15 protein-coding genes are annotated in these 15,387 nt (G+C 68.4%); 8 read left to right on the top strand and 7 right to left on the bottom strand.

What is annotated here, in order from left to right; translation table 11 throughout:
- The first annotated feature begins 4 nt into the window (after nucleotides 1–4).
- The 4 genes from ACE3SS_RS02480 to ACE3SS_RS02465 all read left to right on the top strand — a co-directional run bounded on the left by ACE3SS_RS02480 (nucleotide 5) and on the right by ACE3SS_RS02465 (nucleotide 4,573).
- Nucleotides 5–1,345 carry an efflux RND transporter periplasmic adaptor subunit gene (locus tag ACE3SS_RS02480; protein WP_374590917.1) on the top strand — a complete coding sequence of 447 codons (1,341 nt, stop codon included), beginning with the start codon at nucleotides 5–7 and terminating at the stop codon, nucleotides 1,343–1,345.
- Between the two features lie 11 nt (nucleotides 1,346–1,356).
- Nucleotides 1,357–2,088: an ABC transporter ATP-binding protein gene (locus tag ACE3SS_RS02475; protein WP_374590915.1), complete on the top strand. Its 732-nt coding sequence runs from the start codon at nucleotides 1,357–1,359 to the stop codon at nucleotides 2,086–2,088.
- Complete coding sequence (locus ACE3SS_RS02470) at nucleotides 2,088–3,299, top strand: ABC transporter permease (protein ID WP_374590913.1); 1,212 nt, start codon at nucleotides 2,088–2,090, stop codon at nucleotides 3,297–3,299. Before ACE3SS_RS02475 ends, ACE3SS_RS02470 begins: the two co-directional genes overlap by 1 nt.
- A 143-nt stretch (nucleotides 3,300–3,442) precedes the next feature.
- Nucleotides 3,443–4,573 (top strand): aminotransferase class V-fold PLP-dependent enzyme, encoded by a 1,131-nt coding sequence (locus ACE3SS_RS02465; RefSeq protein ID WP_374590911.1) that lies wholly within the window; start codon nucleotides 3,443–3,445, stop codon nucleotides 4,571–4,573.
- Nucleotides 4,574–4,610: 37 nt separating this feature from the next.
- On the opposite strand, the gene gluQRS is transcribed toward ACE3SS_RS02465, so the two are convergent.
- The 3 genes from gluQRS to ACE3SS_RS02450 form a co-directional block, all read right to left on the bottom strand.
- Entirely contained in the window at nucleotides 4,611–5,528 is a 918-nt protein-coding gene (gene gluQRS, locus ACE3SS_RS02460; protein ID WP_374590909.1) for a tRNA glutamyl-Q(34) synthetase GluQRS, read from the bottom strand.
- Between the two features lie 53 nt (nucleotides 5,529–5,581).
- Entirely contained in the window at nucleotides 5,582–6,322 is a 741-nt protein-coding gene (locus ACE3SS_RS02455) for a LamG-like jellyroll fold domain-containing protein (protein ID WP_374590907.1), read from the bottom strand.
- 143 nt (nucleotides 6,323–6,465) lie between these two features.
- Nucleotides 6,466–7,440, bottom strand: coding sequence for a LysR substrate-binding domain-containing protein (locus ACE3SS_RS02450; RefSeq protein ID WP_374590905.1), 975 nt, complete (start codon nucleotides 7,438–7,440; stop codon nucleotides 6,466–6,468).
- A gap of 160 nt (nucleotides 7,441–7,600) precedes the next feature.
- Between ACE3SS_RS02450 and ACE3SS_RS02445 the strand changes: the two genes are divergently transcribed.
- The 3 genes from ACE3SS_RS02445 to ACE3SS_RS02435 all read left to right on the top strand — a co-directional run bounded on the left by ACE3SS_RS02445 (nucleotide 7,601) and on the right by ACE3SS_RS02435 (nucleotide 9,507).
- Entirely contained in the window at nucleotides 7,601–8,308 is a 708-nt protein-coding gene (locus ACE3SS_RS02445) for a pirin family protein (protein WP_374590903.1), read from the top strand.
- Nucleotides 8,309–8,350: 42 nt separating this feature from the next.
- Nucleotides 8,351–8,908 (top strand): flavodoxin family protein, encoded by a 558-nt coding sequence (locus tag ACE3SS_RS02440; RefSeq protein WP_374590901.1) that lies wholly within the window; start codon nucleotides 8,351–8,353, stop codon nucleotides 8,906–8,908.
- 74 nt (nucleotides 8,909–8,982) lie between these two features.
- Entirely contained in the window at nucleotides 8,983–9,507 is a 525-nt protein-coding gene (locus tag ACE3SS_RS02435) for a copper chaperone PCu(A)C (protein ID WP_374590899.1), read from the top strand.
- Nucleotides 9,508–9,522: 15 nt separating this feature from the next.
- On the opposite strand, the gene ACE3SS_RS02430 is transcribed toward ACE3SS_RS02435, so the two are convergent.
- Both ACE3SS_RS02430 and ACE3SS_RS02425 read right to left on the bottom strand, forming a co-directional pair.
- Nucleotides 9,523–10,446, bottom strand: coding sequence for an alpha/beta fold hydrolase (locus ACE3SS_RS02430; protein WP_374590897.1), 924 nt, complete (start codon nucleotides 10,444–10,446; stop codon nucleotides 9,523–9,525).
- Nucleotides 10,447–10,607: 161 nt separating this feature from the next.
- Entirely contained in the window at nucleotides 10,608–11,324 is a 717-nt protein-coding gene (locus ACE3SS_RS02425) for a winged helix-turn-helix domain-containing protein (RefSeq protein WP_374590895.1), read from the bottom strand.
- Nucleotides 11,325–11,600: 276 nt separating this feature from the next.
- On the opposite strand from ACE3SS_RS02425, the gene ACE3SS_RS02420 reads away from it, so the two are divergent.
- Nucleotides 11,601–12,176, top strand: coding sequence for a hypothetical protein (locus tag ACE3SS_RS02420; RefSeq protein ID WP_374590893.1), 576 nt, complete (start codon nucleotides 11,601–11,603; stop codon nucleotides 12,174–12,176).
- Nucleotides 12,177–12,184: 8 nt separating this feature from the next.
- On the opposite strand, the gene ACE3SS_RS02415 is transcribed toward ACE3SS_RS02420, so the two are convergent.
- Nucleotides 12,185–14,101: a 7TM diverse intracellular signaling domain-containing protein gene (locus tag ACE3SS_RS02415; RefSeq protein ID WP_374590891.1), complete on the bottom strand. Its 1,917-nt coding sequence runs from the start codon at nucleotides 14,099–14,101 to the stop codon at nucleotides 12,185–12,187.
- Between the two features lie 143 nt (nucleotides 14,102–14,244).
- Nucleotides 14,245–15,336 (bottom strand): AraC family transcriptional regulator ligand-binding domain-containing protein, encoded by a 1,092-nt coding sequence (locus tag ACE3SS_RS02410; RefSeq protein ID WP_374590889.1) that lies wholly within the window; start codon nucleotides 15,334–15,336, stop codon nucleotides 14,245–14,247.
- Nucleotides 15,337–15,387 lie beyond the last annotated feature (51 nt).

Below are 15,387 nucleotides of genomic sequence, written 5' to 3'. Positions count from 1 at the left end.
GCTCATGACCCAATCTGCCTCGAACGATTCAACCAAACCCGCCGTTGCTCCGGACGACGCGCGGGCCGCGCAACTCGCCACGCTGCTCCAGGCGGGCGGCTCCAGCAGCCTGTTCGGCCGCCACGGTCGCTGGGTCTGGGGCGGCATCGTGCTGCTACTGGTCGCGGCCATCGTGCTCTGGCTGCGCCATGGCAGCGCCGACGGCGCGCCGCGCTACCGCACCGAAGAAGCCCGACAAGGGGATCTGGTGGTCACCGTGTCGGCCACCGGTAACCTGCAGCCCACCACCTCGGTGGATGTGGGCAGCGAGTTGTCGGGCACCATCGAGTCGGTCTTGGTGGACGAGAACGATCACGTCAAGAAGGGCCAGATGCTGGCGCGGCTCGATGTGTCCAAACTGCAGGACACGGTGGTGAAGTCCCGCGCCGCACTCGAGTCCGCCCAAGCCCAGGTGCTGGTGCAGCAAGCCACGGTAGCGCAGGCTCAGGCCAACCTGAGCCGGCTGCAACAGGTGGCGCAACTCAGCGGTGGCAAGGTGCCCTCGAAGGCCGAGCTCGAAACCGCCGAGGCCGACCTCAAGCGCGCCCACGCCAACGACGCCGCCGCGCGCGCCGCCGTGGCCCAGGCCAGCGCCTCGCTGCGATCCGACGAAACCAACCTCACCAAAGCGTCGATTCGCTCCCCCATCGACGGCATCGTGCTCACGCGCAAGATCCAGCCGGGCCAGACCGTGGCCGCCTCGCTGCAAGCACCGGTGCTGTTCACGCTGGCCGAGAACCTTGCCCAGATGGAGTTGCAGGTGAAGATCGACGAGGCCGACGTGGGCCAGGTGCGCGACGACCAGCGCGTCGAGTTCACCGTCGACGCCTACCCCAGCCGCAAATACCCGGCACGCATCAAGCGGGTGGACTTCGGCTCATCGACCACCGATGGCGTGGTGTCCTACCTCGGCGTGCTGTCCGTCAACAACGACGACCTCAGCCTGCGCCCGGGTATGACGGCCACCGCCACCATCACCACCGTGCACCGGCAGAAGGTGCTGCTGGTGCCCAATGCGGCGCTGCGTTTCACGCCGCCCGCGGCGCCGGTGGCGGCCAGTCAGTCGAGCGGTAGTCTGGTGTCCAGCCTGATGCCGCGCATGCCGCGTGCGCCAGCCACGGCCAAGGTGTCGAAAGACGCGCCCAAGCAGGTGTGGGTGCTCGTGAAGCAGGCCGATGGCACCAGCGTGCCCACGGCGGTGCCCGTGGCCGTGGGCGCCAGCGATGGCCGCCACACCGAGATCACGAGCGGCAAGCTGCAGGCGGGCGACGCCGTGATCACCGAATCGATCTCGGCCGCCCGTTGATTGCCAAAGCCATGACCGCCGCCGCTCCGCTGATCGAGCTCAAGAACATCACCAAGACCTTCGGGCAAGGCCAGGCCGCCTTTCAGGCGCTGCGCGGCATCAGCTTCAGCGTGCAGGCGGGCGACTTCGTGGCCGTGATGGGGCCCAGCGGCTCGGGCAAGTCCACCGTGATGAACATGCTCGGCTGTCTCGACACCCCCACCACCGGCGAGTATTGGTTTCGCGGCCAGCGGGTCGATCAGCTCACGCGCAACCAGCGCGCCCTGCTGCGTCGGCACGAGCTGGGCTTCGTCTTTCAGGGCTTCAACCTGCTGGCACGCACCTCGGCGCTCGAGAACGTGGAGCTGCCGCTGCTCTATCGCGGCGAGCCGGCCGCGCAACGCCATGAGGCCGCCATGGTGGCGCTCGACGCCGTGGGCCTGACCCGCTGGGCCGACCACACGCCTGCCGAGCTCTCGGGTGGACAACAGCAGCGCGTGGCCATCGCACGCGCCATCGTCACCCGCCCCAGCGTGCTGCTGGCCGACGAGCCGACCGGCAACCTCGACACGCACAACAGCCGCGAGATCATGGAGCTGCTCGCCCGCCTCAACCGCGAGCAGGGCATCACCGTGCTGATGGTGACCCACGAGCCCGACATGGCCGCCTACGCCAAACGCGTGATCCGCTTCGTCGATGGCCAAGTGGCGTCCGACGCGCCGAACCACGCGACTGAGGCGGCACCAGCCGAGGGAGCGGCCTGATGCTCTGGAACACCTTCGTGCTGGCGCTGCGCGCCATCCGCCGCAACCTGATGCGCTCCTTCTTGACGGTGCTGGGCATCGTGATCGGCGTGAGCGCGGTCATCACCATGGTCACGCTGGGCAACGGCGCCACCAAGTCCGTGCAGGACCAGATCTCGGCCATGGGCAACAACCTGCTCATCGTGCGGCCCGGCCAACGCATGCGCATGGGGCCCGACAGCGGCAACGTGGCGCCAAACTTCAAGGCCGCCGACGCCGATGCGTTACGCAGCCAGATCGCCGGCCTCAACGCCGTGGCGCCGGCCATCAGCCGCTCGGCCACCGTGGTGCGCGGCGCCGACAACTGGCAGACCATCGTCACCGGCAGCACGTCCGATTTCTTCACCGCCGGCGCCTGGACGCTGGCCTCGGGGCGCGTCTTCACCGAGGCCGAGGAGCGTGCTGGCAAGGCCGTGTGCGTCATCGGCGAAACCGTGCGCAAGCAGCTCTTCAATCGCGAGGACCCGATCGGCAGCGACATCCGCGTCAAGGCCTTCTCGTGCGAGGTGATCGGCGTGCTGGCGTCCAAGGGTCAATCGGCCATGGGCACCGACCAGGACGACACCATCGTGATGCCGCTGCGCACCATGCAGCGTCGCATCACCGGCAACCTCGATGTGCAGAACATTCGCGTGTCGGTGCAAGACGGTGCCTCGACCGCTCACGTGCAGGCCCAGATCACGCAACTGTTGCGCGAGCGCCGTCGCCTGGCCGACAGCGACGACGACAACTTCAACGTGATGGACACCAAGCAGATCGCCGACGCGATGTCCAGCACCACCAAGGTCATGACCGCGCTGCTCGGTGCCGTGGCCGCCGTGAGCCTGCTGGTGGGCGGCATCGGCATCATGAACATCATGCTGGTGTCGGTGACCGAGCGCACCCGCGAGATCGGCATCCGTCTGGCCATTGGCGCGCTGGAGCGCGAGGTGCTGCTGCAGTTCCTGATCGAGGCGGTGGTGCTGTCGTCGCTGGGCGGGCTCACCGGCATCGCGCTGGCCACCGTCGCGTCGATCGGCCTGGCCCGTCTGATGGACGTGCCCTATCTCTTCAACCCCACCATCAACCTCGCGTCGTTCGCCTTCTCGGCGGCCATCGGGGTGATCTTCGGCTACTTCCCGGCCCGGCGCGCGGCCAGCCTCGACCCCATCGAAGCGCTGCGTCACGAGTAAGCCACGAAAGCGCCACGAGCGCGGCGGCCCGCGCCGCTCCTCGGGTTCGCCCTCCCCCGCGTTCAAAGCCCCGCGCCCCAACAGCGTCACAGGCCGGTGCTAAGCTGGCCCGAACGAATTTGCTTGTTCCCGAAGGACTCACCATGCCCGGACTGCTGCCCGACATCGACCCCGATGGCCTGCTCGAATACTCGGTCGTCTTCACCGACCGCTCGCTCAACCAGATGTCGCAGAAGTTCCAGCGCGTGATGCGTGATCTGTCTAGCGTGCTCAAAGAGGTTTACCACGCCAAATCGGTCGCGCTGGTGCCGGGCGGCGGCACCTTCGGCATGGAAGCCGTGGCGCGCCAGTTCGTCACCGGCAAGAAGGCCCTGGTGCTGCGCAACGGCTGGTTCAGCTTCCGCTGGTCGCAAATCTTCGAAATGGGCAACATCCCGTCTGAAGAAGTCGTGCTCAAGGCCCGCACCGTGGCCGCCGGCCGCCAAGCCGCCTTCGCCCCTGCCCCGATCAACGAGGTGATCGACGCGATCCAGACGCACCGCCCCGGCGTGGTCTGCGCGCCGCATGTTGAAACCGCGTCCGGCATCATCCTGCCCGACGACTACCTGAAGGCCGTGGCCGATGCCGTGCACGCCGTGGGCGGCCTGTTCGTGCTCGACTGCGTGGCCTCGGGCGCAATGTGGGTCGACATGCAGGCCACCGGCGTCGACGTGCTGATCAGCGCCCCTCAAAAAGGCTGGAGCGGCTCGCCCGGCTGCGCCTTCGTGATGCTTGGCGAGCGCGCCCGCGCTGCGATCGACAGCACCACCAGCACCAGCTTCGCGGCCGACCTCAAGAAGTGGCTGCAGATCATGGAAACGTATGAAGGCGGTAGCCACGCCTACCACGCCACGCTGCCCACCGACGCCATCACGCTAACCTGCGCCCAGATGCTTGAAACGCGTGCGACCGGCTTCGAGGCGCTGCGTGCCAAGCAAGTCGAGCTCGGCACCAAGGTGCGCGCGTTGCTCGAAGCCCGCGGTTTCAAGAGCGTGGCGGCCGACGGCTTCAAGGCGCCCGGCGTGGTGGTGAGCTACACCGACGACGACGGCCTGCACAGCGCCAAGGCCTTCATCGCCCAAGGCCTGCAAACTGCCGCTGGCGTGCCGCTGCGCTGCGACGAACCGGCCGACTTCAAGAGCTTCCGCGTCGGGCTGTTCGGGCTGGACAAACTGGCCAACGTGGATCGCACGGTCGCCAGCCTGCAAGCAGCGCTGGATCGCATCCAGGGTTGACACTGGGGTGGCGGGGGCCCAGTCGCCCCCCCATCAATCAAGTCAACCGTTCTTGCCACCGGCCGACCAGCGCGGCCAACACATCCGGCAAGGCGCCGGATACCGCATCGACCGCTGACAACCTCAGAGCCCGCGCGGCTGCTTTCACGGCCGCGGCCGGGTCGCTCACGTCCACCGCCTGCGCGCCGTTCTGCTTGCTGAGTTTTTCGCCGTTGGCGCCCAGCACCAGCGGCGTGTGCAGGTAGCGCGGCGTGGGCAGGCCCAGGCGCTGCTGCAACCAGATCTGGCGCGGCGTGTTGTCGGCGAGGTCGGCGCCGCGCACCACGTCGGTCACGCCCTGAGCAGCGTCGTCCACCACCACGGCCAACTGATACGCCCACAGGCCGTCGGCGCGCCTGAGCACGAAGTCGCCCACTTCAACATCCAGCCGTTGGCTTTGCGGGCTGAGCAGGCGGTCCTGCCAATGAATGAGGGCCGCATCGCCACTCGGCACACGCATGCGCCACGCACGGGCCGGCTTGCCTTTCAGCCCGCCGTTCTCGGGCCGGCAGGTGCCGGGGTAGACCAGTTCACCGTGACGCTCGCGCAAGTGGCCGTGCTCGGCGTGGTGGCGCGCAATGTCTTGTCGGGTGCAGGCGCAGGGGTAGGCGTCGCCCTGGGCCACGAGTTGATCGAGGGCCTGCTGATACGCCGCGCCGCGCTGGCTTTGGTAGAGCACGATGCCGTCCGGCAGCAAGCCACATGCGGCGAGTTGATGGAGGATGACGGCGTCGGCGCCCGGCACGCAGCGGGGCACATCGACGTCTTCGATACGCACCAGCCATGTGCCGCCATGGGCGCGCGCGTCGAGCCAGCTGGCGAGCGCGGCTACGAGCGAGCCGGCGTGCAGCGGGCCGGTGGGGGAAGGCGCGAAGCGGCCGACGTAGCCGGCCACGGATGAGTCGTTGCAATTCACGGTGCGCGATGGTGCCACGCCGGACGGCGTGCCGCTCGCACAGCCAGACGCGATCAGCCCGGTTGTCGGTTGCCGCGCCGGGCGAGCGTCAAGGCGGCCACGCCCGCGAGCATGAGGGCCCAGGCCTGCGGCTCCGGCACCACCCCCACGGGGTCGATGGCGGGTACGCTCAGCACGGCCACCTGCCCGGCCGACAAGGCTTGGTCGTACACGCGCAGATAACGCACGACGCCGCTGCCCGCCTCGTAGCCGTTGGTGTAGTGGTCGTCCCGGAAGAAGACTCCCAGGGCCGCCGGCTCAGAGTACGTCGCATCGGCGCTACCGCCGTCATTGAAGCCCAAGACCGGCGCGCCGTTGATGTAGGCCGAGAACTGGCCGGCGGCGTCGCGCGTGAGGGTCAACCGGGCCAGCTGACCCGCCGTGAAGACGCTGTCGGCCGATGTGGCTTGCGGGTAGAACTGCAGGTGGTCGCCGTAGGCATAGAGCCCGTTGTCGCTGCCGTCGCCCTTGAATTGCGCGATCTTGCGCCAGCCGCCGAGCGCGTCGAACGAAAACTGCAAGTCGACCGTGTAGACCGAGGCCGGCAACGCATTGGCCAGACTGAGCCCCTGGTTCAGGCCGAATGTGTAGCCATTGACGCCGAGCGTGCCGCCGTTCGCCACCAACGCCGGGCCGCCCATTTCGTCGGCCAGACTGCCATTGAGCAGATAGAGGTGCGTGGCCGTTTGAGCCTGCGCGGCCAGGGCCGATGCCCCCAGCAGCGCCATGGCGATCGTGCGAGTTACTTGTTGCATTGCGACACCTGCTGCATCAAAGTTCAGCGGCCCGACCAAACCGTCGGCTCCCCTGCGATTGTCACAGACTAACGCGCTGGCCGCTCGATCCATAGGCGGGGTTGTACGCACACCCTTTGGAGCGGGAATATTTCACGATCTCGTCACAAGATCAGCCCTTCGTGCTGCGCGAGCAACGCGCTGCGCGTGGCCGGGCTTTCGAGCTGCTGCAGCCACCAACCCAAGGCCTTGCCGGGTTGCGCGCTGGTCTGGCGCCAGGCGTAGTGGATGGCGGTGACACGCCGGGGCTGGTCGGTGGCCTTTTGCACCAGCCGGCCCGCTTCGATGTGGCGACGCACCAGCGGCTCGGGCAAGAAGCCGCAGCCCAGGCCACGCAGTTGCGCTTCGAGCTTGGCCGCCATGCTGGGCATGGTCAGCACGTCCTGGCCCGGCAGCACGCCCACGGTGACAGGCTGCAGGTCGCGAGCGGTATCCGCCACGGTGATGATGCGGTGCGCCGCCAGCGTTTCGACCGAGATGGGGTCGGGCTGCGCGGCCAAGGGGTGGTGCGGCGCGACGACGAGCACGAATTCCATGTCGCCCAGCGGCGCGCACTGGATCGACGGCCCGGTGCGGTCGCCCGGCAGGCCGATGGCGATGTCGGCCTCGCCGGACACCAGCGCCTCCCAGGTGCCGGACAAGACCTCGCTGCGCACCTTGAGCCGCGTGGGCGGGGCCGCTGGTGCGGCGGCCCCCGGCAGCTCGGTGCGCAGCTCGTAGAAGGCGGCGATCAGGTCGAACAGCGCACGGGGTGCCATGGCGTTGTCGATGGCGATGGTGAGCTGGGCCTCCCAGCCCTGCGCCACGCGCTGCACGCGGTTGGCGACGGCGTCCATCTGCATCAGCAGGCGGCGGCCCTCGCGCAGCAGCTCCTCGCCCGCGGCGGTGAGCTGGGCCTGGCGCGAGCGGCGATCGAAGAGCAGCACGTCGAGCGCCTCTTCGAGCTGCCGCACGTTGTAGGTCAGCGCGGACGGCACCTTGCCCAGCTCGCGCGCCGCCGCGGCAAAGCTGCCGGTGCGGGCAATGATGTCCATCATCGAAAGCGCGTCGGGGGTGAGCACGTGGCGGCGGTCGGTCATGGCTGGCGGGGCAGGTCGCCCGATCGTTCAATGGCGTTGAATGATGCCATCAGCCCAGGGCGCACGATGGCGCCGGGGGCGGCTTCTACAGTGAGATCCATGCCAGCGAGTTGCGCGACGAACCGCACGCAACCCCGGCATCACCGATCAGGAGCCCACCATGCTGACCCCCCGCCGCAGTGTTGAACGAGGTTATGCCGACCACGGCTGGCTCAAGAGCCAGCACAGCTTTTCGTTTGCCGACTACTACGACCCGGCCCACATGGGATTCGCCAACCTGCGGGTGATCAACGAAGACTGGGTCGCCCCCGGCACGGGCTTCGGCATGCACGGTCACCGCGACATGGAGATCATCACCGTGGTGCTGCAGGGCGAGCTGTCGCACAAGGACAGCCTGGGCCACGGCGAGACCATCCGCCCCGGCGAAGTGCAGCGCATGAGCGCCGGGCGCGGCATCTTGCACAGCGAGTTCAACCACTCGGTGCGCGACACCACCCATCTGCTGCAGATCTGGATCCAGCCGCACACGATCGGCGCCTCGTCAGGTTATGCACAGAAGCCGTTCGCCGCCAAGGAGCGCGACGGGCGCTTTCAGCTGGTCGTGTCGCCAGACGGGCGCGATGGCTCCCTGAGCATGCAGGCCGACGCGGCGCTCTACCTGGGGCACTTCCATGGCGAGCAGCAAGCCGAGTTCAAGCTCGACGCGCGCCGCCGCGCCTACGTGCATGTGGCCCTGGGCCGCGTGAGCGTCAACGGCGTGACGCTCGAAGCGGGCGATGCCCTGAAGGTCGAAAACGAAGCGGCCCTGCACTTCGCCCAAGGCGATCAGGCCGAGGTGCTGTTGTTCGACCTGGCCCCCGCCAACTGAGCGGATCCCACCTCTCTCTCACCTCACAACCAAGGAATCATCATGAGCAAGAAGATCATCGTCGTCTTTCACAGCGGCTACGGCCACACCAAGCGCATGGCCGAGGCCGTGGCCAACGGCGCGGGCGCGTCGCTGCTGCCCATCGACGCCGAAGGCAACCTGCCCGAAGGCGGCTGGGAGCAACTCGCCGCGGCCGACGCCATCATCATGGGCTCGCCCACCTACATGGGCAGCGTGAGCTGGCAGTTCAAGAGGTTCGCCGATGCGTCGTCCAAGGCCTGGTTCACGCAGAACTGGAAGGACAAGATCGCCGCCGGCTTCACCAACTCGGCCTCGATGAACGGCGACAAGCTCTCGACCCTGCACTACCTGTTCACGCTGGCCATGCAGCACAGCATGATCTGGGTCGGCACGGGCATGCTGCCCAGCAACAAGAAGTCGGCCACGCGCAACGACATCAACTACGTCGCCTCGTCGAGCGGTGCGATGGCATCCACGCCATCAGATGCCAGCGTCGACGAGATGCTGCCGGGCGACCTCGAAACCGCCCGCCTGTTCGGCCAGCGCGTGGCCGAGGTCGCGGCCAAGGTGCGCGGCTGACGGGCTCGTGCCGGCACGGCAAAGCGGCGCACAATCGGCGGCTGTTCACTTCTCTCAACCACTGGAGACCAACCATGAACCATGCTGTGCGCGCCGCTTTGCTGAGTCTGTCTGCCCTCGCCTCGATGCATGCCTGGGCGGGCGTCACCGTGCAAGAGCCGTGGGTGCGCTCGACCGTGTCGAAGCAGATGCCGACCGGCGCCTTCATGCAGATCCGCTCGGATCAGGCCACGCGCCTGGTGGAGGTCAGCTCGCCGGCCGCCAAGACGGTGCAGATCCACGAGATGTCGATGCAGGGCGACGTGATGAAGATGCGCGCCGTGAAGGGCCTGGACGTGCCCGCCGGCCAGACCGTCGAGCTCAAGCCCGGCTCGTATCACATCATGCTGATGGATCTGAACGCGCAGATCAAGGCGGGCGACACCGTGCCGCTGACGCTGGTGTTCGAGGGTGCCGACAAGAAGCGCGAGACCGTGAACGTGAAGGCCACCGCCCGCGCGCCGATGGGTGGTGGCATGCCAGGCGGCGCGGCCAGCGGCGCCGACCACGAGCACATGCAAGGCCACATGCACGACAACATGCATCACCACACGGAGTGATGCCGCTGCGCCGGCTCAGGCTGCGCGGCGCTGCGCCGGGCCGGTTGCGACCTCAAGCCCCAAAAAACGCCGCACCGCGGCCACGGTGCGGATCGGGTCTTCTTCGTGCGGCACGTGGCCCAGGTCGTCGAATACCGCCAGTTCACTGCCTTTGATGGCGCGATGCAGGCCTTCGCCTTGGGCCAGCGAGAAGATGCGGTCGCGCCGCCCCCAGATGATGAGCGTGGGCATCACGAGGCGCGCGAGCTGGGCGACGTCGCGGCCCATGTTGTGCTGGGCCAGCCGCTGCCCGAGCGCGCGGCGGTTGCCGGCGCGCAATTGCAGATCAAAGTAGCGCTGCGCCACCTGCGGCGTGATGCGCCGCGGTTCGCCGTAGACGAAGCGGGTGCTCGAATCGACCACGCCGCGCGGCAGCACCCGGCTCAGCAGCCAGCCCAGCCCGAGCTTGGCCGACAGCAACGCGAGCATGAAGCCCACGGGCATGCCGTCGGGCAGGCGCTTGAACCCCGCCGCGTCCACCAGGATCAGCCGCTCGACGCGCTGCGGCGCCGCGGCCGCCACGTGCCAGGCAATTTCGCCACCCAGCGAGTTGCCGCCGATCACGAAGCGCTTCACGCCCAGTTGATCCATCAGCCCGAGGATGAAATGGGTGTAGCGGTCGATGTGGTAGTTGCCCACGGGCTCAGGCCCGGTGAGGCCGAAGCCGGGGATGTCCATCGTGATGACGCGCCGCTCGGTCTTGAGCGCGGCCACCCAGCCCTCCCAGGTATGCAGGCTGGCGCTGGTGCCGTGCACGAGCACGATGGGCACGGGGTCGCCCTGCACGCCCTCGTCGCGCAGGTGCACCTGCATGCCTTGCAGCTCGATGAAACGCGAGGTCGGGTTCGCCCAGCGGGCTTTGAGTTGTTCGAGCGGCAAATCGGCCTGGAGGATGCTCATGGGGCTCTCGCTAGGGTTCGGTCAGCGGCGGCGCCGGGCGTGCCGGTACCTTGAGGTACCAGCATTGTGCAGAGACTCGAGACGTCGGCAACTGGTGATTCACCTTGGTCGGGCGACCAGGTCGATCGGGGGGCGCGCCGAGGCCGTCGCCCGAGGCGGGGTCAGTTGGGTGCGTTGTAGACGTAGCCCTGGCCGCGCACGGTGCGGATCAGCGCCGGCTCGCGCGGGTCGTCGCCCAGTTTCTGGCGCAGGCGCGACACGAGCAGGTCGATGCTGCGCTCGAAGGCGTCGAGGTGGCGGCCACGGGCGAGATCCATCAGCTCGTCGCGGCTGCGCACGCGCGCCGGCTGGCTGACAAAGGTCATCAACAGGCGGTATTCGGCCAACGAGAGCGACACGTTCACGCCCTGCTCGGAGAACAAGCGGCGCTCGCGCGTGTCGAGCATCCAGCGCCCCACGCGCACCGTCTGATCGCCGGCACGCTGATCGGCACGCACCTTGACCCGTCGCAGCACGGCTTGCACCCGCGCCACCAGTTCGCGCGGCTCGAAGGGCTTGGACATCACGTCGTGCGCGCCGCTGTCGAGCCCGTCGGCCCGGTCGCCCGAGGTGGCCGCGCCGCACAGCAGGATGAACGGCGTGGCGGTGCGCTCGCGCAAGGCCTGGCCCGCGCGGCCCGCGTTGCCGGCCAGCAAGGCCGAGTCCGCCACGATGAGGTCGGGTGCCTGGGCTGGCAGGCACTCGTCGAGATCGGCAAGCGTCGCCGCCACCGTGACCCGGTAGCCGAAGCCCGGCAAATACAGGGCGAGCATGCGGCCGGAGTCGACGTCGGGGTCGACAACCAGAATGTGCGCAATCGGGTGAGGCGAGGCGGTCATGGCGTGAAGGGCGAATGGCCGGGTGAACAGCCGATGCCCCGAGCTTAGGCACGACCTGCCGCGCGCGATGCCGCGAATTGCGCCGCGAACACCGGCCGGTTTACGTTGTGAGGGACGCGATACAAAGCAGACAAGTCCTCGATACACGGCCCGCGCACAGTGGCCACACCCCGCGATGCGAGTGCCTCGCGCCGCGGGGCCATGGTGCAGCCGGGCTGCTTCGGCAACCTGCCCGACCGTGCCGTCTTTCGCAATCGGACAGGAAAGGGAAAGCCCATGACCTCGATATCCAGCTCGACCCTCAACGTGTCGAGCTATTCCTCCATGCAAGGCGCCTCGGGCGCTCACGGCCCCGGCCGACACAAGCCGGACTTCTCGAAGCTCGACACCGACGGCGACGGCAGCATCAGTCAGACCGAGCTGGAGGCCGGCAAGCCGCAGGGCGAGTCATCGAACAACGGCATGAGCCAGATGGGCCTCTCGACCAGCGACTTCGCGCAGATGATGGGCGCGCAAGGCGGCATGCAGATGCAGGGCCCGCCCCCGGGGCCGCCTCCAGACGGGGAGGGCGAGGGAAGCAGCGGCACCGACGCGAGCGGCACGTCGGGCACGTCGAGCACCAGCGGCTCCAGCGCCAGCGATCAGCTCGGCAAGCTGTTCGACGCCATCGACAGCGACGGCAACGGCAGCCTGAGCAGCAGCGAGGTGAGCGACTTCCGCCAGAAGATGCAGGACATCTTCAGCTCGCTGGGCCAGCAGATGCAGCACCACGGCGGCCAGCAGGACCAGTGGTTCTCGCAAGACGGCGGCACCAGCACCCAGGCCAGCAACACCATTAGCTACAACGCCTGACCAGGCGCTCAGGCGCAGGGGGCGGCCTCGACCGCGTCGGCACCCGCCGCCGGGCGCGGGCCGCCCAATGGCGCCGCGCACACGCGGTTGCGCCCTTCGTGCTTGGCGCGATACAGGGCAGCATCCGCCGCCGCGATCAGCGTCTCCGACGGGCACGAGCGAGTGGGCACCGCCGAGCAGCACCCCACGCTCACGGTGAGGGGGATGTGCCGGCCCTCGAACTCGAAGCGCATTGCTTCGACCGCGCCGCGAATGCGCTCGGCCAGCACGGTCACGCCGTTCGCGTCGGTGTGCGGCAGCACCACGGCGAATTCCTCGCCGCCATAGCGCGCCACCTCGTCGCTCGGGCGATTCAGGCATGCGCGGATCGCGCCCGCCACCGCGCGCAGGCAGGCATCGCCGGCCAGGTGTCCGTGCTCGTCGTTCACGTGCTTGAAGTGGTCGATGTCGATCAGCAGCAACGAGAGCGACAGCTCGCCGCGCGACGAACGCTTGATCTCGCTCGACAGCTGGTTGTCGAAGTGCTTGCGGTTCTTGATGCCGGTGAGGCCGTCCATCAGGTTCATGGCCTGCAACGCCGTGTTGGCGGTCGACAGATTCTTGAGCGCCTCGTCGAGCTGCCGGGTGCGCTGCCGCACGCGCTGCTCGAGCTTGTGCGTGGCCTCGGCCTGGATGCGGGCGTTTTCTTCCTTCAGGATCGTCATGCGCTGGGCCAGCGCGAACGACAGCAGCACCGCCTCGAGCGCCGAGCCGATCTGCAGCGCGTATTCGGTCAGCATCATGCTGGGCACGAGGTTGACGGTCTTGAGCACATACAGCGCGATGCCCGCCAGCAGCACCGTCCAGGCCAGCATGAAGTAGCGCGCCTGCTTGACACCGCGCGCCAGGCAGACCGTGCCGACCGCGAAGATGGCCACCGCCGACAGCAGCGCCCCGATCACCGCCAGCTTGATCACCAGCCCGTAGGGCGCCACCAGCGCCAAGGCGGCGATCGCGCCCAGCCCGTAGACCGCCCCGCGCATGCCCACGGCCACGCGCGGCAGGTGCTGCGGCAGGTTGAGAAACGTGCGGCTGAAGTTGACCATGCCGATCAAGGCCACGCAGATCAGGATCGGCACCGCCGCCGCCCCCCAGCGCGGCGAGTCGGGCCAGAGGTATTCGTACGCCAGCCCGTTGAGCGACATCTGGAACGCGATGTAGCCGGCGATGTAGTGCAGGTAGTAGAAGTAGCTGGTCTCGCGGATCGACAGGTAGATCATCAGGTTGTAGAGCAGCATCGCGGCCAGCACGCCGTAGTACAGGCCGAAGGCGAGTTGCTCTTCGTGGTCGCGCGCCATGAAGGCGTGCGGCGTCCACAGCGCCAGCGGCAGTTGCAGCGAGCTGCGCGTCTGCACGCGGATGTACACGTCCACCGCCTGGCCCTTGGCCACGTCGATCGGGTAGACGACGTTGCGGTGCTTGATGGCACGCTGGTTGAACGGCAAGGCGCGCCCGCCCTCGGTGCTGCCCAGAACCCGGCCGTCGAGCACGGTGTGGAAGGTGAAGCGGTCGATCATCGGGTACTGCGCTTCGAGCAGCCAGTTGTCTTCGCCCGACGCGCGGTTGGCCAGCCGCAGATGAAACCAGTACACCGAGTGCGTGAAGCCGAAGTTGGGCACCTCGCGCGTGCTCGGCTCGAAGCGCTCGGGCCGCGCCAGCACCTGTTGCAGGGTCAGCTGGCCGGTCGGGTCTTCGAGCACCTGCATCTGGCGGCCCAGGAGGCGGCCCAGGCTGGCCGGGCCCAGCTCCACGGCCGGCGCCGCGTCCGATGCCCACGCCGGGCTGGCCCCGAACAGCCCCAGCAGGCTGCAGACCAGCACCGCGCGCGCCCACCGGCACCCCGGCCGGCGAGCCATCCAGCGCATCAATGCGAACAGGTGATCCATCGGCTCCCACCGGCACGGTGCCGATCGACGGGCCGGCACATCCCGCCGCATATTCGGGTGCGGGCGCCCCGAACTTGACTAGCGTTTTCCGCCAGCGGTGGGCGGGGGCGTGCGAATCCGCACATTCGGCTCGGTGGGTGCGATCAACCCGCCTGGAGCAGACGCTCGCGCTGACGGGCCGGCGTGGTGCCGAACCACTCGCGGCAGGCGCGGTTGAACGAGCTCTGCTCGTGATAGCCGAGCAAGAAGGCCACGTCGGTGAAGTTGAGCTGCGGGTCGCGCAGCAGCTGCTCGGCCAACTCGCGGCGCACGGCGTCGAGCACGCGCTGGTAGGTGGTGCCCACCTCGGCCAGCTTGCGCTGCAAGGTGCGCGGGGTGATGCCCAGCGCCTGGGCCACGTCGTCGAGCCGCGCGCGGTCTTGCGCCAGCAGTGCGGCGAGCTGGCCGCGCACCTGCGCCACCACGGGAGGGCTTTGCACGGCACGCTGGCGCTCTTGCAGCAGCTCTTCGGCCCGCCGCTGCAGCACGGCAAACATGCTGGCGTCGTTGTTGCGCACGGGCATGTCGAGCAGCGCCGCATCGAAGCAGCCGTAGGTCACGTCGGCCTCGAAGCGCACCGGGGCGCCAAAGATCCGCTGGTATTCGGCCTGCACGTCGGCGCCCGGCGCGGCATAGGGCAGGCCCACTTCGATGATCGGCAGGCGCGCGTTGGCCATCCAGTTGGCGAAGGTGACGATGCCCGTGAGCACGCTCTCGCACAGGTGGCGCGACGGCAGGCGGTCGAGCCAGGGACAGTCCCACGCGTAGGTGGCCACGCCGCCTTGCTCGACCAGGCGCGAGCGGCCCAGGTCGTGCGCCAGCCCTTCGTAGCGCTGGGTCTGCTCGAAGGCCGCGCGAAAGGTCGGGCAGGCGCACACCACCAGGCCGTAGAACGGGTAGCTCGACAAGCGCACCCGCTCGCCCACATGCAAGCCGAAGCAGGCGTCGCCACTGAGGCGCGCGGCGGCTTCGAGCAGGTTGACGTATTGCGCCACGCTGAGGTGCCCGGTCTGGGTGCTGGCATCGGCTAGCGCCGCGGCGTCGAGCTGGGCGGCCTGGGCCAGCGCGGCCCGATCGACCCCCACGGACTCGGCGTATTCGAGCGCAGTCAGGGCGTAGGCGCCGACCACGCGGGCTTGTTCAGCGGGAGGAACCGACACCTGGGTACCCAAGGCATCTGGGCTGTGATCTGGCATGTTTGGACAAAACGGCTGTCGGCCGACGACAAGCCAGATCGCGCGAAACTC

It is taken from the genome of Aquabacterium sp. (assembly GCF_041915145.1).
Lineage (GTDB): Bacteria > Pseudomonadota > Gammaproteobacteria > Burkholderiales > Burkholderiaceae_C > Aquabacterium.
The sequence above is the reverse complement of the archived record's forward strand: the minus strand, read 5'-3'. Positions and strand labels throughout refer to the sequence as shown.

Coding starts and splice junctions, on each gene's coding strand:
- ACE3SS_RS02410 (WP_374590889.1), bottom strand. CDS start 15,336: ATGCCAGATCACAGCCCAGATGCCTTGGGTACCCAGGTGTCGGTTCCT.
- ACE3SS_RS02475 (WP_374590915.1), top strand. CDS start 1,357: ATGACCGCCGCCGCTCCGCTGATCGAGCTCAAGAACATCACCAAGACC.
- ACE3SS_RS02470 (WP_374590913.1), top strand. CDS start 2,088: ATGCTCTGGAACACCTTCGTGCTGGCGCTGCGCGCCATCCGCCGCAAC.
- ACE3SS_RS02425 (WP_374590895.1), bottom strand. CDS start 11,324: ATGACCGCCTCGCCTCACCCGATTGCGCACATTCTGGTTGTCGACCCC.
- ACE3SS_RS02455 (WP_374590907.1), bottom strand. CDS start 6,322: ATGCAACAAGTAACTCGCACGATCGCCATGGCGCTGCTGGGGGCATCG.
- ACE3SS_RS02450 (WP_374590905.1), bottom strand. CDS start 7,440: ATGACCGACCGCCGCCACGTGCTCACCCCCGACGCGCTTTCGATGATG.
- ACE3SS_RS02465 (WP_374590911.1), top strand. CDS start 3,443: ATGCCCGGACTGCTGCCCGACATCGACCCCGATGGCCTGCTCGAATAC.
- ACE3SS_RS02445 (WP_374590903.1), top strand. CDS start 7,601: ATGCTGACCCCCCGCCGCAGTGTTGAACGAGGTTATGCCGACCACGGC.
- ACE3SS_RS02480 (WP_374590917.1), top strand. CDS start 5: ATGACCCAATCTGCCTCGAACGATTCAACCAAACCCGCCGTTGCTCCG.
- ACE3SS_RS02420 (WP_374590893.1), top strand. CDS start 11,601: ATGACCTCGATATCCAGCTCGACCCTCAACGTGTCGAGCTATTCCTCC.
- ACE3SS_RS02440 (WP_374590901.1), top strand. CDS start 8,351: ATGAGCAAGAAGATCATCGTCGTCTTTCACAGCGGCTACGGCCACACC.
- ACE3SS_RS02435 (WP_374590899.1), top strand. CDS start 8,983: ATGAACCATGCTGTGCGCGCCGCTTTGCTGAGTCTGTCTGCCCTCGCC.
- ACE3SS_RS02415 (WP_374590891.1), bottom strand. CDS start 14,101: ATGGATCACCTGTTCGCATTGATGCGCTGGATGGCTCGCCGGCCGGGG.
- ACE3SS_RS02430 (WP_374590897.1), bottom strand. CDS start 10,446: ATGAGCATCCTCCAGGCCGATTTGCCGCTCGAACAACTCAAAGCCCGC.